Genomic DNA, 20940 nt, shown 5'->3' with positions numbered 1-20940 from the left:
CACTGCCCGCAGCGCGGAGGCATATTGGTAGTAGCACCGTTTCTAATAATTTTAAAGCCCTGGTGGGGCGACACTCATAATGTGAGTGTCGCCCCACCAGGGCTTTTGCTATTTTGTCTTCCCTGCTTCCTACCGACATGCCGCCGCTCTGCAGCTTCGCGCAGTAGCTTGCGCTCGGAATTCCAATTCATTATCTACCATGATAAAAGCCATACTGGCCCTGGCCGCGTGCCTTACCCTCGTTTGGGTGCTTAATACCAAGCAGGGCAACCTGCCGCCCTTCGGCAAGCTGCTGAGCCCGTACCGGGGCTTCTGGCTGAACGGCGAGCGGCCCGAAGACTTCCCGGCCCAACAAAAGCTAGCCATCGCGGGCCTGCAACAACCTGTGACGGTGCGCTACGACGACCGCCGCGTACCGCACATCTTCGCCCAAAACGACCACGACTTGTACCTGGCTCAAGGCTACCTCACGGCCCGCGACCGGCTCTGGCAGATGGATTTCGTGGCCCACGTAGCGGCCGGGCGGCTGGCCGAAATCGTGGGGCCGGAGCGGCTCGAAACCGACCGGTTTTTCCGGCGCATGGGCTTAGGCTTCGGAGCGCAAAAGTCAGTGGCCGCCGTGCTGGCCGACCCCGTGACCCGCGTGGTGGCCCAGTCCTATTCCGATGGCATCAACGCCTACATCAGCAGCCTTACGCCCGCTACCTACCCATTCGAGTACAAGCTGCTCGACTACGCGCCCGAGCCCTGGAAGCCGCTAAAAAGCGCCCTCATCCTCAAATACATGGCCTTCGACCTCACCGGCCGCTCCGACGACCTGCGCATGAGCAACGCCCTGCGCAAATACGGCCCGGCGGTGATGCGCGACCTGTTTCCGGACTACCCTACCCGCGAAGACCCGGTGATTCCGGTGGGCACTGCGTTAGATTTTAAGCCGCTGGCCACGCCGCCCGTGCCACCGGCTTTTGTGGCGGCTGAAGCGCCGTATGCGCCCACGCAGGAGCCCTCACGCGACTTGGGTTCCAACAACTTTGCGGTGGGTGGGGCGCGCTCGGCTACGGGCTTTCCAATGCTGGCCAATGACCCGCACCTACAGCTCAACCTGCCCAGCATCTGGTACCAGGTGCAAATGACCGCACCGGGCGTGAACGTCTACGGCGTGTCGATTCCGGGCGCGCCACTGGCCATCATCGGCTTTAACGAGCAGGTGGCCTGGGGCGTGACCAACACCTACGCCGATGTGCTCGACTGGTACCAGGTGCAGTTTCGGGACGCCCGCAAGCTGGAATACTGGCACGCCGGCCGCTGGAAGCCGGTGCGCCGCGTGGTGGAGCACATCAAAGTACGCGGGCAGGCTGACCGACTTGATACCGTATTATACACCCACCACGGCCCGGTGGTGTACGACCGCGTCGAGAAGCCCTTCCTGCCCCAGACGCCTATCGGCTACGCGGCCCGCTGGACAGCCCACGACGCGGCCAACGAGTTCAAAACCTTCTACCAACTCAACCGCGCCCGCACCTACGCCGACTACACGACCGCACTGGCCAGCTACGGCGCGCCGGCCCAGAATTTCGTGTTTGCCGATGCCGGCCAGGACATTGCCATCTGGCCCAACGGCCGCCTGCCGCTAAAATGGCACGAGCAGGGCAAATACCTGCTCGATGGCCGCGACCCGGCTCAGGACTGGCAGGGCTGGATTCCGGCCGCCCAGAACCCGCACGCCAAGAACCCGGCCCGGGGCTTCGTGTCGTCGGCCAACCAGTCGTCGGTGCGGCCGCAGGACTATCCATATTATATGAACTGGGACTACGGCTCGTCGGAGCGCGGCCGGCGCATCAACCAGCGCCTCGGCCAGATGCCCATAGTGACGGCCGACAGCCTGCGCCTGCTGCAGAACGACGTGCTGGGCCTGAATGCGCAGCTGATGCTGCCGCGAATGCTGGCGCTGGCCGGCACGCAGGCAGCCACTACACCCGAGGGCCAGGCCCTGGCCGCGCTGCGCGCCTGGAACTACCAGTACACGGCCGATGCCGTCGGCCCCAGCCTGTTTGAGCTGTGGTACGACAACCTGGTGAAGCGTCTCTGGGACGACGATTTTCCCCTCGACCCTAAAGGCCCGGCCTACCGCTACCCCGCCCGTGACCGCACCAACAACCTGATTCTGAAGGAAGACAGCAGTCGCTGGATTGACGACCGCCGCACCCGCGCCCGCGAAACCCTGCCCCTGCTGGCCCGCCAAAGCCTGCGCTGGGCCGTGGACAGCCTCACCCGCAAATACGGCGCACAAGGCCCCAAATGGCGCTGGGCCAGTCAGAAAAGCACCGACATCCTGCACCTGCTCAAGCTCCCCGGCTTCGGGCAGCTAGACGTGGATTGCGGCGGCGGCGCGGGCATCGTGAACGCCACCACCGAGCGCAACGGCCCCAGCTGGCGCATGGTGGTGGCGCTGGGCCCGCAGGTGCGCGCCTACGGCGTGTACCCCGGCGGCCAGAGCGGCAACCCCGGCTCGCCCTTCTACAGCAACCTACTGGAAACCTGGCGCGTGGGCCAGCTTGATGAGCTGGTGTTCCTGCGCAGCGCGGCGGAGCCAAATGCGCGGGTGGCTACAAGCTGGACGCTGAAAGCGAAGTAATTTGCGAGTATTTAAAATTTATCAATGGTGCCGTTTCGCACCCGTTTTGTCTCTTTTCACCCAACAACTTCCTTTGAAATCTACCTTGTTTAACCCCGCCTTGCGCACACTGCGCACCGTGCTGCCGTTTCTTATTATCTGCGCTGCGCAATCGGCCTTGGCGCAAACCACTCCGCCCCCGGTTCCGGCGTCTGATACCGCACGGATTGGCGGCAAAATATATACCTACGTCGAGCAAATGCCGCAGCTGCCCGGTGGAGGCGGTAATGCCTCCATTATCAATGCCATCCAGAGTCGGGTGGTGTACCCGGTCCAGGCCATTCAGCAGCATGTGGAAGGGCGGGTATTCGTGAGCTTTACAGTGGGCGAAAACGGGATGGTGCGCGATGCCAAAGTCGTGAAGGGCATCGGGGCCGGCTGCGACGAAGCGGTATTGGCGGCCGTACAGCAGCTGCCGCAGTTCAACCCCGGCCGGCAAGTGGGCCGGCCGGTACCAGTGCGCTTTACCGTGCCCGTTACCTTCCGCATGGTTGCGCCGGCTGGTAGCCTCGCTGCCCCAACTGACACCCTTAACCGGATTTACACCCTAGTGCAGCAGATGCCGGAGTTGCCCGCGGGCGGCGGTTCCGAGGCCATCTTACAGGCCATTCAACGGGCGTTAGTTCAGCCCGCTGCCGCGTTGGCCAGCCGCAAAATGGAGAAGGTGTTTGTTGCCTTTGTTGTAGGCCCCAGCGGGGTGGTGCGCGATGTCAAGGTTGTGAAGGGCGTGAATCCTGACTACGACGCTGCTGCGGTAGCCGCCATCCATAAACTTCCGCGCTTCAACGGCGGCAAAATGCTGGGCCGGCCTGCGTCGGTAAGCTTCACCGTGCCGGTTGAGTTCGGGCGGGCTGCTCGTTTTCATTGATTCCTGCAGTTCGCTCCCGCCAATAAATTTGCGGTATGAATTCCTGCACTCCTTACTTCAACATCCTTAGCAGCCAGCATTCCCAGCGGCTCTGGTTGCTGTTGGCGCTGGCGTTGCTGACCACCCACCCCGCCGCCGCCCAATACTACGGCCAGTATGCTACCGATACCACCCAGATATTCAACTACGTAGACCAAATGCCGACCCTGCCCGGCGGGGGTGGCAATCTGGCGCTGGTGAAGGCCGTTCAGAAGCACCTGCAGCTCCCGATTGAAGTTCGCGAGGGCCGCACCGAAGGCCGGGTGTTCGTGCGCGTCGTCGTGGGGGTGAGTGGGGTGGCCCGGCAGGCGGCCGTAGTGCAGTCCCTTAGCCCCGCCTGCGATGCCGCCGCGCTGGCCGCGGTGAAACGGATGCCGCGCCTGTTGCCGGGCCGCTACCAGGGCCAGCCGGTGGCGGTGCTGCTCACCGTGCCGGTCATGTTTCTGTCGCCGCGCCATGTGTTTGCCAGCGCGGAAGTGGCGCGGCCAGCTCAGTTTCCCGGCGGCGACGCGGCCCTGGAGCAGTACCTGCAAAAGAATAAAGCCACGCCCCCCGAAGTAAAGCAGCGCGACCTTAAAGGCCGCGTTGTGGTGCGCTTTGTGCTGAAGCCTGATGGCCGCGTGGGGGCCAGCGAAGTCATCAACTCCCTCTGCCCCAGCTGCGACGACGAAGCCCTGCGCCTCGTGCGCGGTTTCCCGCGCTGGCAGCCCGCCCTGGGCTACGACGACCAGCCCGTGGCCATGTACCAGGTGGTTAACATCTGGTTTAGCCCGCCCGCGCCGCCTACCGGCCAGGCCGCGCCGGTGCCCGAAAATCAGGTTTACAGCCAGGTTGAGCAGATGCCCGTGCTGCCCGGCCGCAGCGGCCCCGACGGCCTGCAAGCCGCCCTGCAGGAACTGATTGAGTACCCCGAGCGGGCTAGTAGCGGCGAGGGTCAGGTCAGCTTCGTGGTGGAGCCCGATGGCCGCATCACGCGCCCGGTCATGCTCAAGCCCATCAACAGCGCCCTGGATGAGGCGGTGCTGGCGGCAGCCCTGCGCCTGCCCCGTTTCGAGCCCGGCCGCCACAACGGCCAGCCGGTAGCCGTGCGCCTCACTGTCCCGGTCTTAGTTGACATTCGATAAGCAGCTTTTTCTCCGGAAATCAGCACTGTAAAAACACAGAAAAGGCGACCTCCAGTAGAAGGTCGCCTTTTCTGTATCGCATTGGTCCTGTACCGTTTTGCAGCGGCGGGCCGATAAATAGCTAGTCGTGGCTGGCGCGGTTGATGAGCAGTACCGTCACAGCCGCAATCGCCGCGATGCCGAGCACCATTTGCGTGGGCGTGAAGCGCTGAGCGGCTTTGCGCAGTAGTACGCCGCCGTTTTTCAGCAGGTCGTCTACGTGCTCGGTCTTGCCTTGAAATACGTGGTAGGCACTCTCGAAAGTACGGGCAAGGTCTTCGGGCAGGATGTCTTCGAGTTGTTTTTCGATTTGCGCTTCCATAAAGCTGGTATTGAGAAGGGAGAGGTGAAAAAGGGCAATTACCGCCCCGGATTCGCTGTACGGAAAAGTGCGGGGCCGGGCTGTCTTTTTTCTATTTATCAAACGAAAAAATCCACAACAACGAATACCAACCATCTCATTATAAGCAGGATTTATCAATAGATATTACCCCACAATTCCCGACTTTACTCCACCACCACGATGCGTGAGCCCGTGCGCCGGTCCTCCCGTACCTGGCAGTAATAGGCCCCCGGGGCCAGTCCGTTCAGGTCCACAGGCAGCAGTTGGGTGCCACGGGGCAACACCTGGTCCACGGCGCGGCGCACCTCGCGGCCCAGCGCATCGAGCACCACGATTTGGACGTGGCCACCGGCGCTTTCGTAGGCCACGGTGGTGCGGCTATCGCGCGCCACCGGGTTGGGGTACACCGTGAACTCGGCTACCTCGGCCGCGGCAGCCGTAGCTGTAGCGGCCCCGGGCCGCAGCACCGGCACGTAGGTGAAGGATTGCCCGAAGAGCTGCGTAAGCGTGGCCGGCGTCACCTGGAACCAGTCTTTGAGGATGCTGGTGTAGATGCTGCGGAAATCGAACTGCATGGGAATGTTGTCGTTGACGCCGGCGCTGGTGGGCAGCGTGGGGTTGGCGCCATGCACGATGGGGTTCACCTTGGAGCCAAACACCAGCAGCGGGGCAGCCGCGCCGTGGTCGGTGCCGAAGCCCGAATTGGACCGGATGCGCCGCCCGAATTCCGAGAACGTCATGCCTACCACTCGGTCCTGGATTGCTAGCCGCCGTAAATCATCCTGAAAGGCATTCACGGCCTCCGCAATCTTACCCAACAGCGTGGCGTGGGTGCCCACCGTGGTGCTGCCCGTGCTGGGCACCTGCAGCGTGTGCGTATCGAAGCCGCCGAGCTGGCACACGTAGATGCGCGTGCTCAGGCCACCAGCCACCAGCTGAGCCACTATTTTGAGCTGGTCGGCCAGCGAATTCTGGCCCGCCGTGGGGTATAGTGGCGAGAGGTTCTGGGCCCGCCCGGCCGCCGCCTGAATGGCCGTGGTGTACACCTGCGTCTGGCTCACCACCTGCCGGATAAACGTCAGCTCGTGCCCGGCCGGCGTATTCGGCGCGGCATCCACGCCGCCGCTAAGCAACTGATAGAAAGACGACGTGCTGGCAATGGCCATGCCCATGTTCACCGTGGGGCCCTGCACGCAGTTGCTCACCACCGAGCCGATGCTGATGGCCAGCGGGTCGGGATTCGTGGTGCTGGGGTAGCCGGTGGGGAAGCCCGGAAACTCGCCGTCGAGGTAGCGGCCGGCCCAGCCGGTGGTCCAGGTCACGTTCGAGTCGGAACCCGAAGTCCAGATATCGGTGGCCCGGAAGTGCGAGAAATTGGGGTTGGGGTAGCCCACGCTCTGCACCACGCCCAGCTTGCCATTCTGGTACAGGTTCTGGAGCGAGGCCATGGCCGGGTGAATGCCGGTAGCCGTGGTGAGCGGCAGCACCTGCGCCTGGGGCAGCGCAATATTGCTGCGCGCCGCCAGCAGGGCCGGGTACTGGTCCAAGGGGATAATCATGTTCAGCCCATCATTGCCGCCCTGCAGCTGAATGATGACGAGCACCTTATCCGTAACCGTGGTGGCATTGGTGAGGGCCGCCAGCTGAGCCGAATAGCCATAAGCTCCAATCGGCAGCCCGCTCAAAAAAGCAGTGCCAACTGAGGCCGCAGCCGTAGTCTGTAGAAATTCGCGACGTTTCATGGTGTGGCTGTTGGCGTTAGGACAAGTGGTATTCGGCCAGGCCCATCAGGGCGCGTAGCATGGCTTGCAGCTTGGTGGTCACGGCGGCTTTCTTGGCCGTGTTGGTGGGCGCGGCCAGGTACTGCTGCCACTCTATGGTCCACTCAAAATCGGGCAGGCCCGGCAGCAGCGCGGTTTTCAGAAAGGCAATTTGATTGGTGGTGAGGGCAATGGGCACCATCAGCTTCACATACTCAGCAATCAGCAGGTTGCAATCGGCCGCCGTAGCGGCCGGGAATGACTGCGTGAGCGCGAGCACGTCAATCACAATTTTGACCCCGCTGCGCGTGTAGCCCGAGCCAATGAACAGGTCCGTGACCTGGTTGCGGCGCGGCAGTGTCACGGCATTTATCCAGAGTTCGTGGTACTGCGGCGTCTGATAGTAGGCAGCCCAGCCGGCCACGTTGGGCGGGTCGCCCAGCGTCTGCTGCTGCACGAAAGTGAGGCTGTTGAGGTAGTCCCACATGGTGTACTGCACGGCCGCGTTGGTGGCGGGCGGAAACACCATTTCCATCTGCCGGCACAGGCCCACCGTGAAATCGAGCGGGCTTTTGATGAGGCAGCCCACGTTCAGCACATCGAAAAAATGCTCGGAGCTAAACAGCGCCCGCAGCACCGGCACGATGTCGAAACCATTGTTGATGAGAATAGTAGCCAGCGGCCGGATAATATCTGTCTCCACCTGCGTGTCAATCAGGTAGTACACAAACCAGCGGTACAGCTTGCGCACGATAAAGCGCGCCGTCTCGACCTGCTGAAAAATCAGGTTGATAAGGGCTTGGTATTCGGTAGCGCCGCCGTTGGCAATGCTGGCATTGCCGAAGGCCGACGAAAACACTTTGGTCGTAGTATCGTGGCGGCTGGCCGTGAAGTAGCTGCTCACGGGCACGGTGGCCAGGTCGCGCCAGCCGGTGAGGACTTTGGCGGCGGCCTGCACGTCGGCCTCGGTGTAGTTGGTGTAGTTGCCGACGCCAATCAGCGGCCCCTTGCCCACCGTGAACAGCTCCAGCAACTCCCGGCCGTAGTTCTCGTTGGGCGCACCGGTTATACTCTGGTTGCCATTTAGATAGCGCAGCATGGCGGGCGTCACGGTCACGTCCTTGGCCAGCTGCTTGAAATTGCCCAGCGCGTGCTGGCGCAGCAGGCGGCAGTATTCGTAACCCATGCGGGCATCATTGATGTCGCCCAGCTCCACCACAAAGTGGTTGTGCCAGAACAGCGTCATCTTCTCCACCAGCGTGGTGCTCTGGCCCAGCAACTGGCCCAACCACCAGTCGCGCAGCGAAGCCCGCCGCACGCCCTCAAAATTCTGGTCGAATACCTGCGCCGTCCAGGTCTGCCCGATGGGCACGCTGGTATCAGTGGCCGACACATTCACGGGCGGGTCGGGCGCGGTGGCCGGGACCGTCAGCAGGCCGTTGAGCACCGCTGTGAGGTTGGAGCCCGCCGCCGTCATAATCTCCGTGCGTGTGGGGCCGAACAGGCAGCGGCGCAGCAGGTGGGCGGCCTGCGCGTAGCCCCAGGTACCAGCGTAGGGCGTGAGGGTGCTGGTGGTGCGGGCCAGGCCGGTAGGCAGCGCCTTGTTGGCATAGCGGCTCACGGTTTCGGGTGGGTCCTGCTGGGCCTGCGCGGCGGCGGGGGCTACCGGTGACGCGGGCCGCTCAGCTACGGCCGCCGCCGGGGCATTTAGGACGGCCGCGTTTCGTTGGAGGAAATGTCGACGGTTCATAAGCAGGGCGTAATGATGGAATCAGCAACAACAATGAAACGAGTCCTGGCCCGGCGTTCTTTCTCTTATGGGCCAACGGTTTAGCATAGACTAGCCAACGCCTGGCGAGTTTAATACAAGTATCCCATTTCTTACTGAGTAATCGCTGAATTATCAGCCAATGGAGCCAATACCCCGGCGAAGGGCACAAAAAAAACGCCCGGCTGCAAGGCCGGGCGTTTTGCTTGAACTTCTGGTCTAAATCCGAAGGCTATTGAACCGAGGCAATTGCTGATTCGGTGGCAGCTTCGGTGATTGCCTCATCGGCCGCAGCAGCGGCGCGTACGCGGCCGGCGGCGTAGAAATTGCGGTGGTAGTAGGGCTGGTTCAGCGAGCTCACCATCACGCCGCCGTTGCAGGCCGAGTGGGCAAACTTGCCGTCTTTCAAATAGATACCAACGTGGTAAATCGGCCCTTTGCCCCGGCGGAAAAACACCAGGTCACCGGTCTGCATCTCGGCCTTGGCCACGCGCTGGGTGTTGCTGAACATGGCCCGCGAAGAATGAACCAGGTTGATGCCGTACACCTCGCGGAACACGCGCGTCACGAAACCCGAGCAGTCGGTACCACGGCGCGAGTTGCTACCGAAGCTGTAAGGCGTTCCAATCCAGTCCGTTACCGTACGCAGCAGGTCCTTGTTCTCATCGAAGGCCAAGTGCAGGCCCAGGGTCTGGGCGTAGTAGTGGTAAGTGAGCGAGTCGCGGGAGGCGGCCAGCTCGGCGGCAGTGGGCTTGGTGGCCGGTGGGTTGCTGGGGTCGCTTTCGGGGGTAGTCTCTCCTATCGTCAGGGCCGGAAGCAGCGAAGCTTCGGCCACGACCGGTGCCGAGATGGCACGGGCCGTAGCCGAAGCTTCGGGGGCGCGTTCAAAGAAGAAGGAGAGGGCCAGCGAGGTAGCGGCGAGGCAATACAGGAGGCTGTGTTTCATTGTCCGTCGTTAGGGTTGGGGGCAAAAAACCGGGTTCCAAAGTGAGGGCGGAAGAGCCGGAGTAGTAGCTTTCTTAGGCGATAGGCAAGGCTGAGTGTAGCCGAGTGAAGAGGTGGTGAAAAGAAGTCGTACCCGATAATTTCTATTGTTCGTAGAATAGGTCGCAGGGTAAAGCTAGGTTAAACTTTTGGTAAGTCCGGCACTTTTTCTCAAAAAAAAGCAAAAACACTTTTCAAAAGATAATTTTATCAATAAATATTAACTGAACAGCTTGCAACCAAGCTCGTCTTTGCTTCGTATCTGCGCGACCAAAATATTCCTATATCTTCCCCTTATGAAAAAGCTCCGGACCTGGACTAACTCGCCCCTCGCCCTCATCGCTCGCCGCGTGCTCAAGGCCCAGCGCGTGGCCATGGTGGTGGGCCAAACGGTGCACCTGAGCGGGGCCTCCCGCGAGGAATTCTTGGCCGATGCCGAGTGGGTAGCCCACGAGGCCGTGCACCTGCGCCAGTACCAGGAGCACGGCCTGTTCCCCTTCCTCTGGAAATACCTCCTGGAGTCGGCCCGCGTGGGTTACTACCACAACAAGTATGAAGTGGAAGCCCGTGAGGAAGCCCGCCGCGTGGTGCTGGCCGACCCCAACCATGTGCTGCGCCCCCTGCCGCGTCACTCCCAGCCCAGCCCCGAAACGACTTGATAAGACTAGCATTAGCCAAAATAAAACTGGCGAATTGCAACTAACCGGCAGTTGATTACGAATAAACCCAACGCCTTTGGCGCTCCGGCGCAGGACTCTCTTCTTTTATTTCCACTTCCAATTCCCGCTCATACTCATGGATAACCAGCAAGACCAGTTCGGGACCCCGAACCCAGCTAATACCGGCCGCACCGGCCAGAACCCCACCACGCCGGGCACCAATCCCAGCACTTCCAGCGGCGCTTCCGCCGCTTCGCGCAAATCGGCCCCCACGCCCAGCGCCCAAAGCTCCTCCCCTGCTTCCGACGCTCAGAATCAAACCACGGCCAACGCTGGCGACAACCGCCAGGGCGAAGGCCAGCAAACCAACTCCCAGGAAGGCACCCTGCTCGACACGGCCCTGAACAGCGGCAAAAAATGGATTGAAGACTCGGGCGTGCTCGACAGCGTGAACCAGCTGCCCCAGTCGCTCAAAGACCTTGGCAACCGCGCCCTCGACCGCGTCAACGGCCTCAGCACGACCCAGAAAGTGGTAGGCGGCGCCATCCTGGCCGGCGGCATTGCCTGGCTAGCCACCCGCAAGGGCAAGTCGGGCAGCAGCGACAGCAGCGCGTATAACTATGGCCGCCAGCGCGATGCCGGCAGCTACGGCCGCCGCAGCTATGGCTACCAAGCCCCCGACGCGAGCACCAGCCGCCGTCCGGCCGCCGGCACCACCGGCCGCACCGATAGCGGCGCGCCCTACGCCAACAGCGGTAGCCGTTTCGGCAGTAGCGGCAGCTACAGCAGCGATGCCAGCGCCTCCAAGTCATCCAGCAATACCGGCATCCATTCGGGCAGCGGCCGCAGTGAAAGCAGCCCCAGCGCCTCGGCATTCACCGACCACGGCGCACAAGCTTCCGAGCACCGCTCCCACTCGAAAGACGACGGTTTCCGTAGCATCGAATAACCTCGTAATCTGCTAAAGAAAAAGCCCCGCTTCTCCTCGAAGCGGGGCTTTTTCTTTGCTATCGCCTTTAGGGCGAACAAACTATTTAGATGTTCATGGCCGACTCGCGGCGGCGCATCTTACCGGCCGGGATGCCGAACATCATCTTGAAGCGGCGGCAGAAATAGGCGGTGTCTTTGTAGCCCACTTCCTTGCCGATGTCGCGGATGCTTTTCTTGGTGGTGCGCAGCAGGAACACGGCGCGCTCCATGCGCTGGTATTCGATGTAGTCCTGCGGGTTGATGTTGGTCAGCATCTTGAAATACTGGCCCACGTAGTCCTCGCTCACGTTGGCTACGCCCGAGAGGACTTTGTTCGACAGGTCGCCGCCCAGGTTCTCCTTGATGTAGTTGAACAGGTCAATCAGGCGGGGGTCTTTGAAGTAGGTGCTGTTGGTGGCCAGCTGCTCCACAAACATGTTGTTGCGCAGCACGTAGCGCACCACTTCCACCACGATATTCTCGGTGTAGATGTTGATGAGACGCTCGCGGCCGGGCAGGTCCTGCATGCTCTCTTCCACCACCTTAATCACCAGATTGGCGAGCTTGGGCTGGCCCGAAATGAGGAAGGCCGGCACATCGAGCGAGGCGAAGAAGTTCACCGAATCGAACACCTTGGCTTCGAAGCTTACGAAGCTGTGGCTCTCTTCGGCGTCGCCGATGAGGTCGAGGTTGTCGTTGGAATGGAAGAACTTGTCCTTGTTCGAAATGAGGTCATCGTTGGTGATGACGCGGTTTTTCGTGTCTTCGCCGTAGCTCACGCGGGTGGGCCGGCCGCCGGGGATGAAGAGCATTTCGCCTTCTTCCACCACCATAGCCTCTTCGCCAAACGTGAGGTGGCCTTTGTGGAGAAGAATCAGATTATTGCCGACATCGTAGGAGTTGCGCACAGTAAAGGGCTGATGCAGCACCAGGTTTTTGGCCTTGATGTATCGAACGCCCAACGACTCGATGACTTTATTGTAATCTTCCATAATTCAGGTGGCCCGGAAGGCCGTTGAGGGGTGCGGACGAGGTAACTGGGTGGCTACCGCAATGCAATATAACAGCTTGAAATTCACAAAAACTAAAAACCCAGCCAAATAGTGGCTGGGTTTTGTGCAATGAATCTGAATTTTAGGCAATTCCCCGTTTACTTGAGGATATCCCGCGAAATCACAATTTTCTGAATTTCCGAAGTGCCCTCGTAAATCTGGGTAATCTTGGCGTCGCGCATGAAGCGCTCGACGTGATATTCTTTCACAAAGCCGTAGCCACCATGAATCTGCACCGCTTCTACTGCCGAGTCCATGGCAACTTTGGAAGCGAACAGCTTCGCCATGGCACCCGACTTGCCGTAGTCGGCGCCGTTGTCTTTGTCGGCGGCGGCTTGCAGGCAGAGCAGGCGGGCGGCGTCCACATTGGTCGCCATGTCGGCCAGCTTGAACTGGATGGCCTGGTGCTGGGCAATCGGCACGCCGAAAGCCTTGCGCTCCTTAGCGTATTTCAGGCTGAGCTCCAGCGAGCCCGAGGCAATGCCCAGGGCCTGCGACGCGATGCCGATGCGGCCGCCGGCCAGCACCTGCATGGCGAACTTGAAGCCGAAGCCGTCGTCGCCGATGCGGTTTTCCTTGGGCACCTTCACGTCGGTGAACATCAGCGAGCAGGTATCGGAGCCGCGAATGCCGAGCTTGTTCTCTTTCGGGCCCTGGATGAAGCCGGGCATGTCCTTGTCCACGATGAGCACGTTGATGCCACGCGACTTCAGCTCGGGGTGGGTTTGGGCGATGACGAGGTAAACCGAGGCGGTGGTGCCGTTGGTAATCCAGTTTTTGGTGCCGTTGAGGAGGTAATGGTCGCCCATGTCCTCGGCGGTGGTGCGCTGGCTGGTGGCGTCGGAGCCGGCTTCGGGCTCGCTCAGGGCGAAGGCACCGATGATTTCGCCGGAACACAGGCGGGGCAGGTATTTCTGCTTCTGCTCTTCGGTGCCGTACTTCTCCAGGCCCCAGCACACCAGCGAGTTGTTCACGCTCATGATAACCGAGCACGAAGCATCGACTTTGCTGATTTCCTCCATCGCCAGCACGTAGCTCACGGTGTCGAGGCCGGAGCCGCCGTACTCGGGGCTCACCATCATGCCCATAAAGCCGAGCTCGGCCATCTTCTTGATTTGCTCGGCGGGAAATTTCTGGTGCTCGTCGCGCTCGATTACGCCGGCCCACAGCTCGCTTTGGGCGAAGTCGCGGGCAGCGTCGCGCACGGCCAGCTGCTCTTCGCTGAGCTGGTAAATATTGGATGAGGTGGCGGTTTGCATGGGCGGGGTGGGAATAATTGATTTAATGGCACAAAAGTACGGCCCTGGGGCACGACGGGCAAGGTGAACGGTATGCGCCCAGTGTGCCTAACAGCCGTTAGCCAACAAAAGATTCTGGCCTTTCGCCCCAAACAACCTCTTGGAGCGACCCGGAGTTTTTGCCCGACTTTTACCCAGATATGACTATTCGCCTCCTCAGCCGCTACGTGCTGGCTTTGCTATTTGTGCTGGCCGGCATCTGGCATTTTGTGCATCCGGCAACCTATATGGCCATTATGCCGCCCCAGCTACCGGCCCCGCTGGCACTGGTGTACGTGAGCGGCATTTTTGAAATGCTGGGCGGCCTGGGGCTGCTGCCGAAGCGCACGCGACGGCTGGCCGGCTGGGGCCTACTGGCGCTGCTGGTAGCCGTGTTTCCGGCCAACGTGTACATGGCCCTGATTCATGAGCAGCTGCATATTCCCGGCTGGGTGGCCTGGGGCCGGCTGCCCCTGCAATTGCCCTTGATGTGGTGGGTGTGGCGAGTGATGCACCAGCGGTAGCGCACCCTATCTTGCGGCCGCATTTTCTACCATTTGCTCCATGTTAACAAACGCAAAAAGCAATTTCCTGGGCCTAATGGCCTTGGCACTGAGCACCTGCTCGCAAGCCCACGCACAGAACCTCTCAACTGCTCCGTCAGCTTCTACGCCGGTTGCTCAGCCAGCCGTGCTCACCCTGAATTCCTTTGCAGCGGCCAATGACTCGCTCCTGCACCGCGTGGCGCGCACGCGGGCTCAGCTTGAAGCCCGCATCTCTTCTTTTAAAGCCACGCAGGGCTCTTTTGGTGGGCTGCACCGCAAAGTACGGAGCTACACCGGGGTGCCAAAAGGCGTAGTCGATGCCGTGGGCGTTCAAACCAGTTCGGGTGTGGTCAAGCAGCAGACTATCAAGCACCGCTACGGTATCGAGCTGGAAAAAATAGTGTATCGCGATGCCAAAGGCCGCAAGGTGCTCACAGAGCGCTACGAAGGGCGCCAACTGACCCGCCTCGAACTGTTCGAATACACTGAGCCGTTCAGCGCACCGGTGGGCAGCTGGCTGCTCGTGCGCGGCGATTATCTGCGCTATATCTTCTCGCCGGTTTCGTTAATTTACAAAGGCAGGCAGCAAAAGAGCTACTTCTTCCGCCCTCGCCCGGCCGGCGAATAGCGGAAGAAGTTTAGCGGCTTACTCCCAGCGCACGTCCAGCAGACGCAGCTGCACGCTGCGCTGGCCCCGGTACTCGTTCAGCTCCACGGTGTAGCAGGCGCTGAAGGGCCGGCCCTGCTCAATCTCGGGCAGGTAATCGGCCAGGCCGAAGCCAATGGCATCCACGGCTGGCCCTTGGGCATCGGCCGAGGCCAGGCGCAGCTTGAGGTGTCCCTGCCCCACCACGCGGGCGCTATGTGGCACGGCAATCAGCCGTTGCGAGGCGAATACCGGGTTGGGGTTGCCGGGACCAAACGGCTCCATGCGGCGCAATTCGCCGAAAAACTCTTCGGTGATGCGGCTCAGGGGCAGCACGGCGGCTATTTCCACGGGCCGCACCAGGTGCTCGGTGGTGAGCGTATCGGCCACCACTTCTTCGAAGCGGCGCTGAAAAGCGGGCACGTTTTCCACCTTCAGCGTGAGGCCGGCGGCGGCGCGGTGGCCCCCAAACTGGTCAAGCAATGAGGAACAGGCTTCAAGAGCCGTGTGCACATCGAACCCGGCCACGGAGCGGGCCGAGCCGGTGGCCTTGCCGTCGCGCTGCGTGAGGATGACGGTAGGGCGGTAGTACTGGTCGAGGCAGCGCGAGGCCACGATGCCGAGCACGCCCTGGTGCCAGTCGGCCTTGTAGAGCACGGTGGCGTGGGCGTTTTGCAGAATGGGGTCGCCGGCAATCATGTCCAGCGCCTCCTGGGTGGTGTGCTGGTCCGAGCCGCGCCGCTGCTGGTTCATCTGGTCCACCACTTCGGCGGTGTAGCGGGCTTCCTGCTGGTCGGGGGCCAGGAGCATGGCCACAGCGCGGCGGGCGTCGCCCATGCGCCCGGCCGCGTTGATGCGCGGTGCAAAGCCGAATATCAAGCTGCTGATGCCCAACGGGCCTTCGCGTAGGGTGGCCAACTCGCGCAGCGCGGCCAGGCCGGGGCGCAGCAAGTGGGCATCCTCATTGAAGCGCCGAAGGCCGTAGGAGGCCAGAATGCGGTTTTCGCCGGTGATGGGCACGATGTCGGCGGCAATGCTCACCGTCACCAAATCCAGCAAGTCGTGAAGCGGAGCCTGGGGCAGGCCAAGATGTTCGCCCAGCGCCTGCATCAGCTTGAAGCCCACGCCGCAGCCCGAAAGCTCTTTGTATGGATACTCGCAATCGGCCCGCTTGGGGTCGAGCACGGCCACGGCGGCCGGCAGCTCGTCACCGGGCAAATGGTGGTCGCAGATGATGAAATCGACGCCCCGGCTGCTGGCGTAAGCCACCTGCTCCACAGCTTTAATGCCGCAGTCGAGCGCGATGATGAGCGCGAAGCCATTATCGGCGGCCGTATCAATGGCCTTGTGCGAGATGCCGTAGCCCTCGGTGTAGCGGTCCGGGATATAGTCGCGCAGGCGCTCGGCCCCGAACAGCGGCGTTAGGTAGCTTATCACCGTGGCCACCGAGGTGATGCCGTCCACGTCGTAGTCGCCCAGCACCAGCACTTTTTCGCCGGCTTGCAGGGCGTGGGCCAGGCGGGCCACGGCGCGGTCCATGTCGCGCATCAGCAGCGGGTTGGGCAGCTGGCGCAGGTCGGGGTGGAAGAACGCGGCGGCGGCTTCGGGCGTGGCAATGCCGCGCTGCACCAGCAGGGCGGCTATCTCGGGGGCAATGAAGAGAGCCTGGGTGAGGCTATGGACCTGGGCAGGGTCGGGTTCGGGGATATAATTCCAGCGCTTACCAGCGGATACGGACATTGGATACTTCGTCAAAATGGGTCCAAAAGTACGACCAAACCCCTCCCCCGCGCCGATGGCCGTACCTTCGCCCTCCGTTTTGCCAGCCCCGCGCACCATGAAGAAGCTCCGAGATTTCTACCGCCAATACCGCCAGTACATCGGGACCGATGTGCTGATGTACGGGGTATTTATCCTCGTGCTGGCGCTGATGTTCGTGTTTTTCCGGTAGGCGGACCTACTGCACCCCATCGCCCCGCAGCTTGCGGAAGCGCTTGCGGGCCTCGGCCACGTAGATGCTGCCGGGGAACTTGGTAATCACCTGGTTGTAGAGCTCTTGGGCTTTCCCCTTGTCCTTCACGTCTTCCTCCTGAATGCGGGCCAACAGGAACAGCGCATCGTCGCTCAGCACGTCCGTTTTCGGGTTGGACGTGATGCGCTCCAGCGTGGCAATGGCCCCGGGGAAGTCGCCGGTGCGGCGCTGGAGCTGCGCTTTCAGGTAGTAGGTGTCATCGGCCAGCGAATGGCCAGGGAAGCGTTCCAGCAGCGCATCCAGGCCTTTAATGGCCTCCGGAATCTTGTTCTGAAACACCAGTTGCTCCACGGCGGCGTAGGCTTTCAGCCCCAGGCCCAGCGTGTCCTCCACGGTGTTGTCCTGAATCAGCAGCGAGAGCTGCATGGCGTCGTTGGCGATTTCGCGGGTGGTGGCTTCTTTCAGGATGTCAAGGTGGCTTTGGGCTAACTTGAAATCACCCGCATAATAGCTCAAGCGGGCGTTGCGCAGCTTGGCTTCGTAGCCCAGCGGCGAGTCTTTGTGCGACTTCTCCACTTGCGAATACAGCAGCGTGGCCTCCCAGGGCTCCCCTTTCAGGATATATAAATCGCCCTGCGTGACCTTGGCCTCGTCCACCACCTCATCGCTGGCGCGGGGCATGTCGATGACTTCCTGGAGCAAGGTCATGGCCCTGGCCCGGTCATTCAGCTGGAAAGCGTAGAGGTTGGCCAGGTTGCGGATAACGGGCGCGGTATCGGGCGTGCGGCCCAGCTCGGCCAGCAGTTGGTCATATTCCGTCACCAATGCCCGCACCTTCGCCACATCCACGGGGTAGGTTTCGCGCACCTGGGCCTCGCGGGCTTGCAGCAGGCGCTGGCGGGCCCCGTTATAATACGGGCCGTTACGGTACTCCTTGGCCACATAGGAGAAGCCTTCGATGGCCGTTTCGTAGTCCTTATTCTGCTGCGCAATGGATGCCAGCTCCATCACCCGCACACCTTCGCTGCGGCTGCGGCGGTCCAGGGCGCGGGCCTGCATCAGCGCGCCACCGAAATCGTGCCGCTGCACCTGCAGCCACAGCAACAGCTCACTGTAGGCCGCCTGGTCGGGGTGCTCCTGAATGGCGGTAATCAACTGCTTTTCCAGCGCGTCGAAGTCTTTTTCTTCGTGAAGGGCATTTTGCAGCATGTTGCGCACGTAAGGCAGCTGCTTGTCGTCCTGGGCTATCAGGCGCAGGGTTTCGGCCAGTACCTTGGGCTGGTCCTGGCTTTGAGTGTAAAGCTGGATGAGCTGCGGAGCGTACTCGGTGTCGTTTTTGGCCAGGGCGCGGCCGCGCAGGTAGGTGCGCTCGGCCCATTCGGGCAGCTCGCGGCGGCTGAATTCGGCCGCTACCGGCTGCACCTGCGTGGGCGTGAGCTGGGCCAATACCTTTTGCCACTGCTTTTCGGCTGCCGGTTTATCTCCAGCCGCCAGATATGCGCCGCCCAACGTCACGCCCAGCGTGGCATCTTCGGGACGCAGCTTAATGGCTTTTTTAGTCAGCTTTTCGGCATCCTTGTAGCGCTTCAGCGCCTGCAGCGACGCGATATAGACCGGGAAGGTCGCCAGGCTGGTTTGCTCTTCCAGCGGCAGCTTTTCAAACAAAAAAACCACTTTCTCATGCTCGCCCCGGCGGGCGTAGTCCTGGGCCAGCGCGGTATTGCTCACGGGTGCCCAACCCTTAGAGGGCTGCGCATGCGCGGGCAGGCTCAGGAGTAAAGCAGCAGCAACGAGGAAGGAAGACGAACGCATAGATTCAAAAGTCGATTCAGGAAGCACTAGCCGACCGCAAAACGCCACCAGCTAACGGCCTCAAAACGCCGGACCGCAGGCGCTTCGTTCAACGCTAACGCACTGGCCCGGCCCCGCAAAGCCCACGCTTAGAAAACGAAAAAGGGCCGCCCCCGAAGGTACGGCCCTTTTCAAACTCGCGGATTGACGTCCTAGAAAAACTTCGTGCGGTTGTCTTTCACGTTGGCATGGGCCTTCACGGCCTCGTAAATCTTGCCATCCTGCGCCTGAGCACGCTGCTGGGCCAGCTGCTTCTGCACGGCTTTCACGTCGCCGGTAGCCGCGCCGGGCGTCACGCTCACCGGCTCAATCACCAGCACACCCTGCTCGCCCTGAATCGGAGCCGATTTCTGGCCGGGTTTCAGCGCGTAGGCTTTGCCCACGGCCAGCGGCTCGAAACCGATGTTGGCAATGCTGCCCTGGCCCAGAATCACGTTCTCGGCGGTACCTACCTGGGCGGTGGGACCGTATTTGGCGGCCATCTCTTCCAGAGTGCCGGCTTTGGGCAGCTTGGCGATGATTTGCTTGGCTTTCTCCTCGTTGCGCACCATGGCCGACAGCTCGGGCTTCAGGTTGGCTACGGTAGCGGTGCCTTTGGCGCGCTCGTCGGTGAGGGCGGCAATGACGTACTGGTCACCCATTTCGTACACTTCCGAAACGTCGCCCACCTTGGTTTCGGTGCCGTTCGGGTTGAAGCCGAAGGCCCAACGCACCAGCTCGCGGGCGTTCTGCAGGTTGTTCACGCTGCGGGCACCACGGTCCAGGTTTTTGGCTTCCTGCTTTTGCAGGGTTTTGTCTTTGGTAGTCAGGGCGCGGAAGCTGGCGAGGTCCGTGGCCTGGCCTTTCAGCTCCTGGGCCTTGGCGTAAGCAGCTTCACGAGTGGCATCGCTCGGGGCGATGGTCTTCTTCACCTCAGCCACCTGATAGGTCTGCTTGGTGGGCGCGGCAGTGATTTTGATGATGTGGTAGCCGAACGAGGTTTCTACCACGTTGGGCAGCAGGCCGGGGGCCGTAGCGCCGAAAATGGCTTTCTCAAACTCCGGTACCATCCGGCCTTTGCCGAACCAGCCGAGGTCGCCGCCCTGCTCCTTGGTGCCGTCGGTGCCGAACTGGCGGGCCATGGCCGCGAAATCAGCGCCGCCCTTGATTTTGTTCAGGATGTCCTGAGCCTTTGCTTTCGCGGCGGCTTTGGCTTCGGGCGTAGTGCCTTCGGCCTTGATGAGGATGTGGCTGGCCCGGGCGGCGGGCTCTTTGCCCACACCGGTACCGGTCACTTTAAACAGCGAGTACGTGCCGTTTTCGGCGTACGGACCGTAGATTTTGCCAGCAGTCAATGGCAGCTGCTTGCGGAGCTCCTCGGGCAAATCGGCAGGGCTACGGAAGGCCTTGTTATAAGGCTGCTCCGAGTTCTGCATCACAAACAGCGAGTCGACCGGGGCCGAGGCAAACTGCGTGGTCAGCTCGGCCATCGAAGTTTTCACAGCGGCGCTGTCCTCTTTCGAAGCCACCACCGGCACGGTGATGTACTCCACCGAGCGGCCGTCTTCTACTTTGTATTTGCCTTTGTTCTTGTCGAGGTAAGCCTGCAGCTGCTCGTCGGTCACTTTCACAGCCGAGTCGGAGATGCTGCCGTAGGGCACGAACAGGTACTTCAGCGTTTCCTTGGTGTTCTGGGCGGCATCGAAGCGCTTGGCTTCGGCCGTGGTCACGTACACCGAGTTTTTCAGCAGGGCGTTGTACTTGTTGGCGAGGCGCTCAGCGGGCAGGTTGGCTTCGAAATTGTGCCAGGCGGCCTGGTTTTCGGGGGGCAGCTTGTCGAGGTTTTTCAGGTACTCCACCAGGCGGGCTTTGTCGAACTGACCCGTTTTCTGGTCGGTAAAGGCCTGCTTGATGCCGGGGCTGATGTTGTCGCCCTGCACCATGTCCACCAGCTCGTCGTCGCTCACGGTCAGGCCCAGCTTGTCCCACTCCGGCTTGAAAGCCATGCGGTAAATGGTCTGGTTCCAGGCCTGGTCGCGCAGGTAGCCGAGGGCTTGCTCGTCGGGCTGGCGCTGCTGCTGGGCCACGAAAGCCTGCTTGGCTTGCTCCAAAGCGTTGTTGTAATCGGCCAGCTCTACTTTCTCGCCCGCTACCTCACCCACGGTTTGGTCGTTGCGGTTGAAGAGCCGGTTTTTGCCGCCCACCAGGTCGCCGCCCACAATGAAGAGCAGCATCCCGACGGCCACGGTACCTACCGCCCAGCCAGATTTTTCCCGAATCGTGTTAATTAAAGCCATTTACTTGTCAAAAGAATCGAAGTCTGTGTTGGTCAAAAGAGGCGCAAAATAACCAGAATTTGGCCGGCAATCAAAGTTTTACGGTTTTTAAAGT

17 protein-coding genes are annotated in these 20940 nt (G+C 61.4%); 8 read left to right on the top strand and 9 right to left on the bottom strand.

Translation table 11 applies throughout. The features are described from left to right. Window positions 1–199: 199 nt before the first annotated feature. From ACYU70_RS20410 to ACYU70_RS20400, 3 genes are all read left to right on the top strand, one after another. On the top strand, window positions 200–2635 hold the full coding sequence (locus ACYU70_RS20410) for a penicillin acylase family protein (protein ID WP_342296013.1): 2436 nt from the start codon (window positions 200–202) through the stop codon (window positions 2633–2635). Between the two features lie 73 nt (window positions 2636–2708). Beyond that, the gene (locus tag ACYU70_RS20405; RefSeq protein ID WP_342296014.1) at window positions 2709–3542 is read left to right on the top strand and encodes a TonB family protein; all 834 of its coding nucleotides are present in this window, start codon (window positions 2709–2711) and stop codon (window positions 3540–3542) included. 35 nt (window positions 3543–3577) lie between these two features. After that, window positions 3578–4705: an energy transducer TonB gene (locus tag ACYU70_RS20400; RefSeq protein WP_342296016.1), complete on the top strand. Its 1128-nt coding sequence runs from the start codon at window positions 3578–3580 to the stop codon at window positions 4703–4705. 121 nt (window positions 4706–4826) lie between these two features. Here the strand turns inward: ACYU70_RS20400 and ACYU70_RS20395 are convergent, their stop codons facing one another. The 4 genes from ACYU70_RS20395 to ACYU70_RS20380 all read right to left on the bottom strand — a co-directional run bounded on the left by ACYU70_RS20395 (window position 4827) and on the right by ACYU70_RS20380 (window position 9561). Next, window positions 4827–5066 carry a hypothetical protein gene (locus ACYU70_RS20395; RefSeq protein ID WP_342296017.1) on the bottom strand — a complete coding sequence of 80 codons (240 nt, stop codon included), beginning with the start codon at window positions 5064–5066 and terminating at the stop codon, window positions 4827–4829. A 185-nt stretch (window positions 5067–5251) separates the two neighbouring features. After that, the gene (locus tag ACYU70_RS20390; RefSeq protein ID WP_342296018.1) at window positions 5252–6829 is read right to left on the bottom strand and encodes a DUF1501 domain-containing protein; all 1578 of its coding nucleotides are present in this window, start codon (window positions 6827–6829) and stop codon (window positions 5252–5254) included. Window positions 6830–6845: 16 nt separating this feature from the next. Beyond that, the gene (locus ACYU70_RS20385) at window positions 6846–8597 is read right to left on the bottom strand and encodes a DUF1800 domain-containing protein (RefSeq protein WP_342296019.1); all 1752 of its coding nucleotides are present in this window, start codon (window positions 8595–8597) and stop codon (window positions 6846–6848) included. Between the two features lie 250 nt (window positions 8598–8847). Beyond that, the gene (locus ACYU70_RS20380) at window positions 8848–9561 is read right to left on the bottom strand and encodes a C40 family peptidase (RefSeq protein ID WP_342296021.1); all 714 of its coding nucleotides are present in this window, start codon (window positions 9559–9561) and stop codon (window positions 8848–8850) included. Between the two features lie 334 nt (window positions 9562–9895). On the opposite strand from ACYU70_RS20380, the gene ACYU70_RS20375 reads away from it, so the two are divergent. Both ACYU70_RS20375 and ACYU70_RS20370 read left to right on the top strand, forming a co-directional pair. After that, on the top strand, window positions 9896–10258 hold the full coding sequence (locus tag ACYU70_RS20375; protein ID WP_342296022.1) for a hypothetical protein: 363 nt from the start codon (window positions 9896–9898) through the stop codon (window positions 10256–10258). Between the two features lie 136 nt (window positions 10259–10394). Then, the gene (locus tag ACYU70_RS20370; protein WP_342296023.1) at window positions 10395–11207 is read left to right on the top strand and encodes a hypothetical protein; all 813 of its coding nucleotides are present in this window, start codon (window positions 10395–10397) and stop codon (window positions 11205–11207) included. Between the two features lie 85 nt (window positions 11208–11292). Here ACYU70_RS20370 and ACYU70_RS20365 read toward each other — a convergent pair whose 3' ends face one another. Both ACYU70_RS20365 and ACYU70_RS20360 read right to left on the bottom strand, forming a co-directional pair. Then, complete coding sequence (locus tag ACYU70_RS20365; RefSeq protein WP_342296024.1) at window positions 11293–12219, bottom strand: helix-turn-helix domain-containing protein; 927 nt, start codon at window positions 12217–12219, stop codon at window positions 11293–11295. Window positions 12220–12377: 158 nt separating this feature from the next. Beyond that, window positions 12378–13538, bottom strand: a complete 1161-nt coding sequence (locus tag ACYU70_RS20360) for an acyl-CoA dehydrogenase (protein WP_342296025.1) — start codon at window positions 13536–13538, stop codon at window positions 12378–12380. A 179-nt stretch (window positions 13539–13717) separates the two neighbouring features. Between ACYU70_RS20360 and ACYU70_RS20355 the strand changes: the two genes are divergently transcribed. Both ACYU70_RS20355 and ACYU70_RS20350 read left to right on the top strand, forming a co-directional pair. Continuing rightward, on the top strand, window positions 13718–14080 hold the full coding sequence (locus tag ACYU70_RS20355; RefSeq protein WP_342296026.1) for a DoxX family protein: 363 nt from the start codon (window positions 13718–13720) through the stop codon (window positions 14078–14080). A gap of 40 nt (window positions 14081–14120) precedes the next feature. Continuing rightward, entirely contained in the window at window positions 14121–14729 is a 609-nt protein-coding gene (locus tag ACYU70_RS20350) for a hypothetical protein (protein WP_342296028.1), read from the top strand. A gap of 18 nt (window positions 14730–14747) precedes the next feature. On the opposite strand, the gene recJ is transcribed toward ACYU70_RS20350, so the two are convergent. Continuing rightward, window positions 14748–16487 carry a single-stranded-DNA-specific exonuclease RecJ gene (gene recJ / locus ACYU70_RS20345; RefSeq protein WP_342296029.1) on the bottom strand — a complete coding sequence of 580 codons (1740 nt, stop codon included), beginning with the start codon at window positions 16485–16487 and terminating at the stop codon, window positions 14748–14750. Window positions 16488–16542: 55 nt separating this feature from the next. On the opposite strand from recJ, the gene ACYU70_RS20340 reads away from it, so the two are divergent. Next, window positions 16543–16698, top strand: a complete 156-nt coding sequence (locus ACYU70_RS20340) for a hypothetical protein (protein WP_460616087.1) — start codon at window positions 16543–16545, stop codon at window positions 16696–16698. A 6-nt stretch (window positions 16699–16704) separates the two neighbouring features. Here the strand turns inward: ACYU70_RS20340 and ACYU70_RS20335 are convergent, their stop codons facing one another. Beyond that, window positions 16705–18531, bottom strand: coding sequence for a tetratricopeptide repeat protein (locus ACYU70_RS20335; RefSeq protein ID WP_342296030.1), 1827 nt, complete (start codon window positions 18529–18531; stop codon window positions 16705–16707). Window positions 18532–18722: 191 nt separating this feature from the next. Next, window positions 18723–20846, bottom strand: coding sequence for a SurA N-terminal domain-containing protein (locus tag ACYU70_RS20330; protein ID WP_342296032.1), 2124 nt, complete (start codon window positions 20844–20846; stop codon window positions 18723–18725). Window positions 20847–20940: the final 94 nt, after the last annotated feature.

It is taken from the genome of Hymenobacter segetis (assembly GCF_054776495.1).
This window is presented reverse-complemented; position numbering and strand designations above follow the sequence as displayed.

Excerpts from the sequence above, each read along its gene's own strand:
- ACYU70_RS20410 (WP_342296013.1), top strand. The coding sequence starts at position 200 with ATGATAAAAGCCATACTGGCCCTGGCCGCGTGCCTTACCCTCGTTTGG.
- ACYU70_RS20380 (WP_342296021.1), bottom strand. The coding sequence starts at position 9,561 with ATGAAACACAGCCTCCTGTATTGCCTCGCCGCTACCTCGCTGGCCCTC.
- ACYU70_RS20390 (WP_342296018.1), bottom strand. The coding sequence starts at position 6,829 with ATGAAACGTCGCGAATTTCTACAGACTACGGCTGCGGCCTCAGTTGGC.
- ACYU70_RS20335 (WP_342296030.1), bottom strand. The coding sequence starts at position 18,531 with ATGCGTTCGTCTTCCTTCCTCGTTGCTGCTGCTTTACTCCTGAGCCTG.
- ACYU70_RS20370 (WP_342296023.1), top strand. The coding sequence starts at position 10,395 with ATGGATAACCAGCAAGACCAGTTCGGGACCCCGAACCCAGCTAATACC.
- ACYU70_RS20375 (WP_342296022.1), top strand. The coding sequence starts at position 9,896 with ATGAAAAAGCTCCGGACCTGGACTAACTCGCCCCTCGCCCTCATCGCT.
- ACYU70_RS20350 (WP_342296028.1), top strand. The coding sequence starts at position 14,121 with ATGTTAACAAACGCAAAAAGCAATTTCCTGGGCCTAATGGCCTTGGCA.
- recJ (WP_342296029.1), bottom strand. The coding sequence starts at position 16,487 with ATGTCCGTATCCGCTGGTAAGCGCTGGAATTATATCCCCGAACCCGAC.
- ACYU70_RS20340 (WP_460616087.1), top strand. The coding sequence starts at position 16,543 with ATGGCCGTACCTTCGCCCTCCGTTTTGCCAGCCCCGCGCACCATGAAG.
- ACYU70_RS20360 (WP_342296025.1), bottom strand. The coding sequence starts at position 13,538 with ATGCAAACCGCCACCTCATCCAATATTTACCAGCTCAGCGAAGAGCAG.
- ACYU70_RS20400 (WP_342296016.1), top strand. The coding sequence starts at position 3,578 with ATGAATTCCTGCACTCCTTACTTCAACATCCTTAGCAGCCAGCATTCC.
- ACYU70_RS20385 (WP_342296019.1), bottom strand. The coding sequence starts at position 8,597 with ATGAACCGTCGACATTTCCTCCAACGAAACGCGGCCGTCCTAAATGCC.
- ACYU70_RS20395 (WP_342296017.1), bottom strand. The coding sequence starts at position 5,066 with ATGGAAGCGCAAATCGAAAAACAACTCGAAGACATCCTGCCCGAAGAC.
- ACYU70_RS20355 (WP_342296026.1), top strand. The coding sequence starts at position 13,718 with ATGACTATTCGCCTCCTCAGCCGCTACGTGCTGGCTTTGCTATTTGTG.
- ACYU70_RS20365 (WP_342296024.1), bottom strand. The coding sequence starts at position 12,219 with ATGGAAGATTACAATAAAGTCATCGAGTCGTTGGGCGTTCGATACATC.
- ACYU70_RS20330 (WP_342296032.1), bottom strand. The coding sequence starts at position 20,846 with ATGGCTTTAATTAACACGATTCGGGAAAAATCTGGCTGGGCGGTAGGT.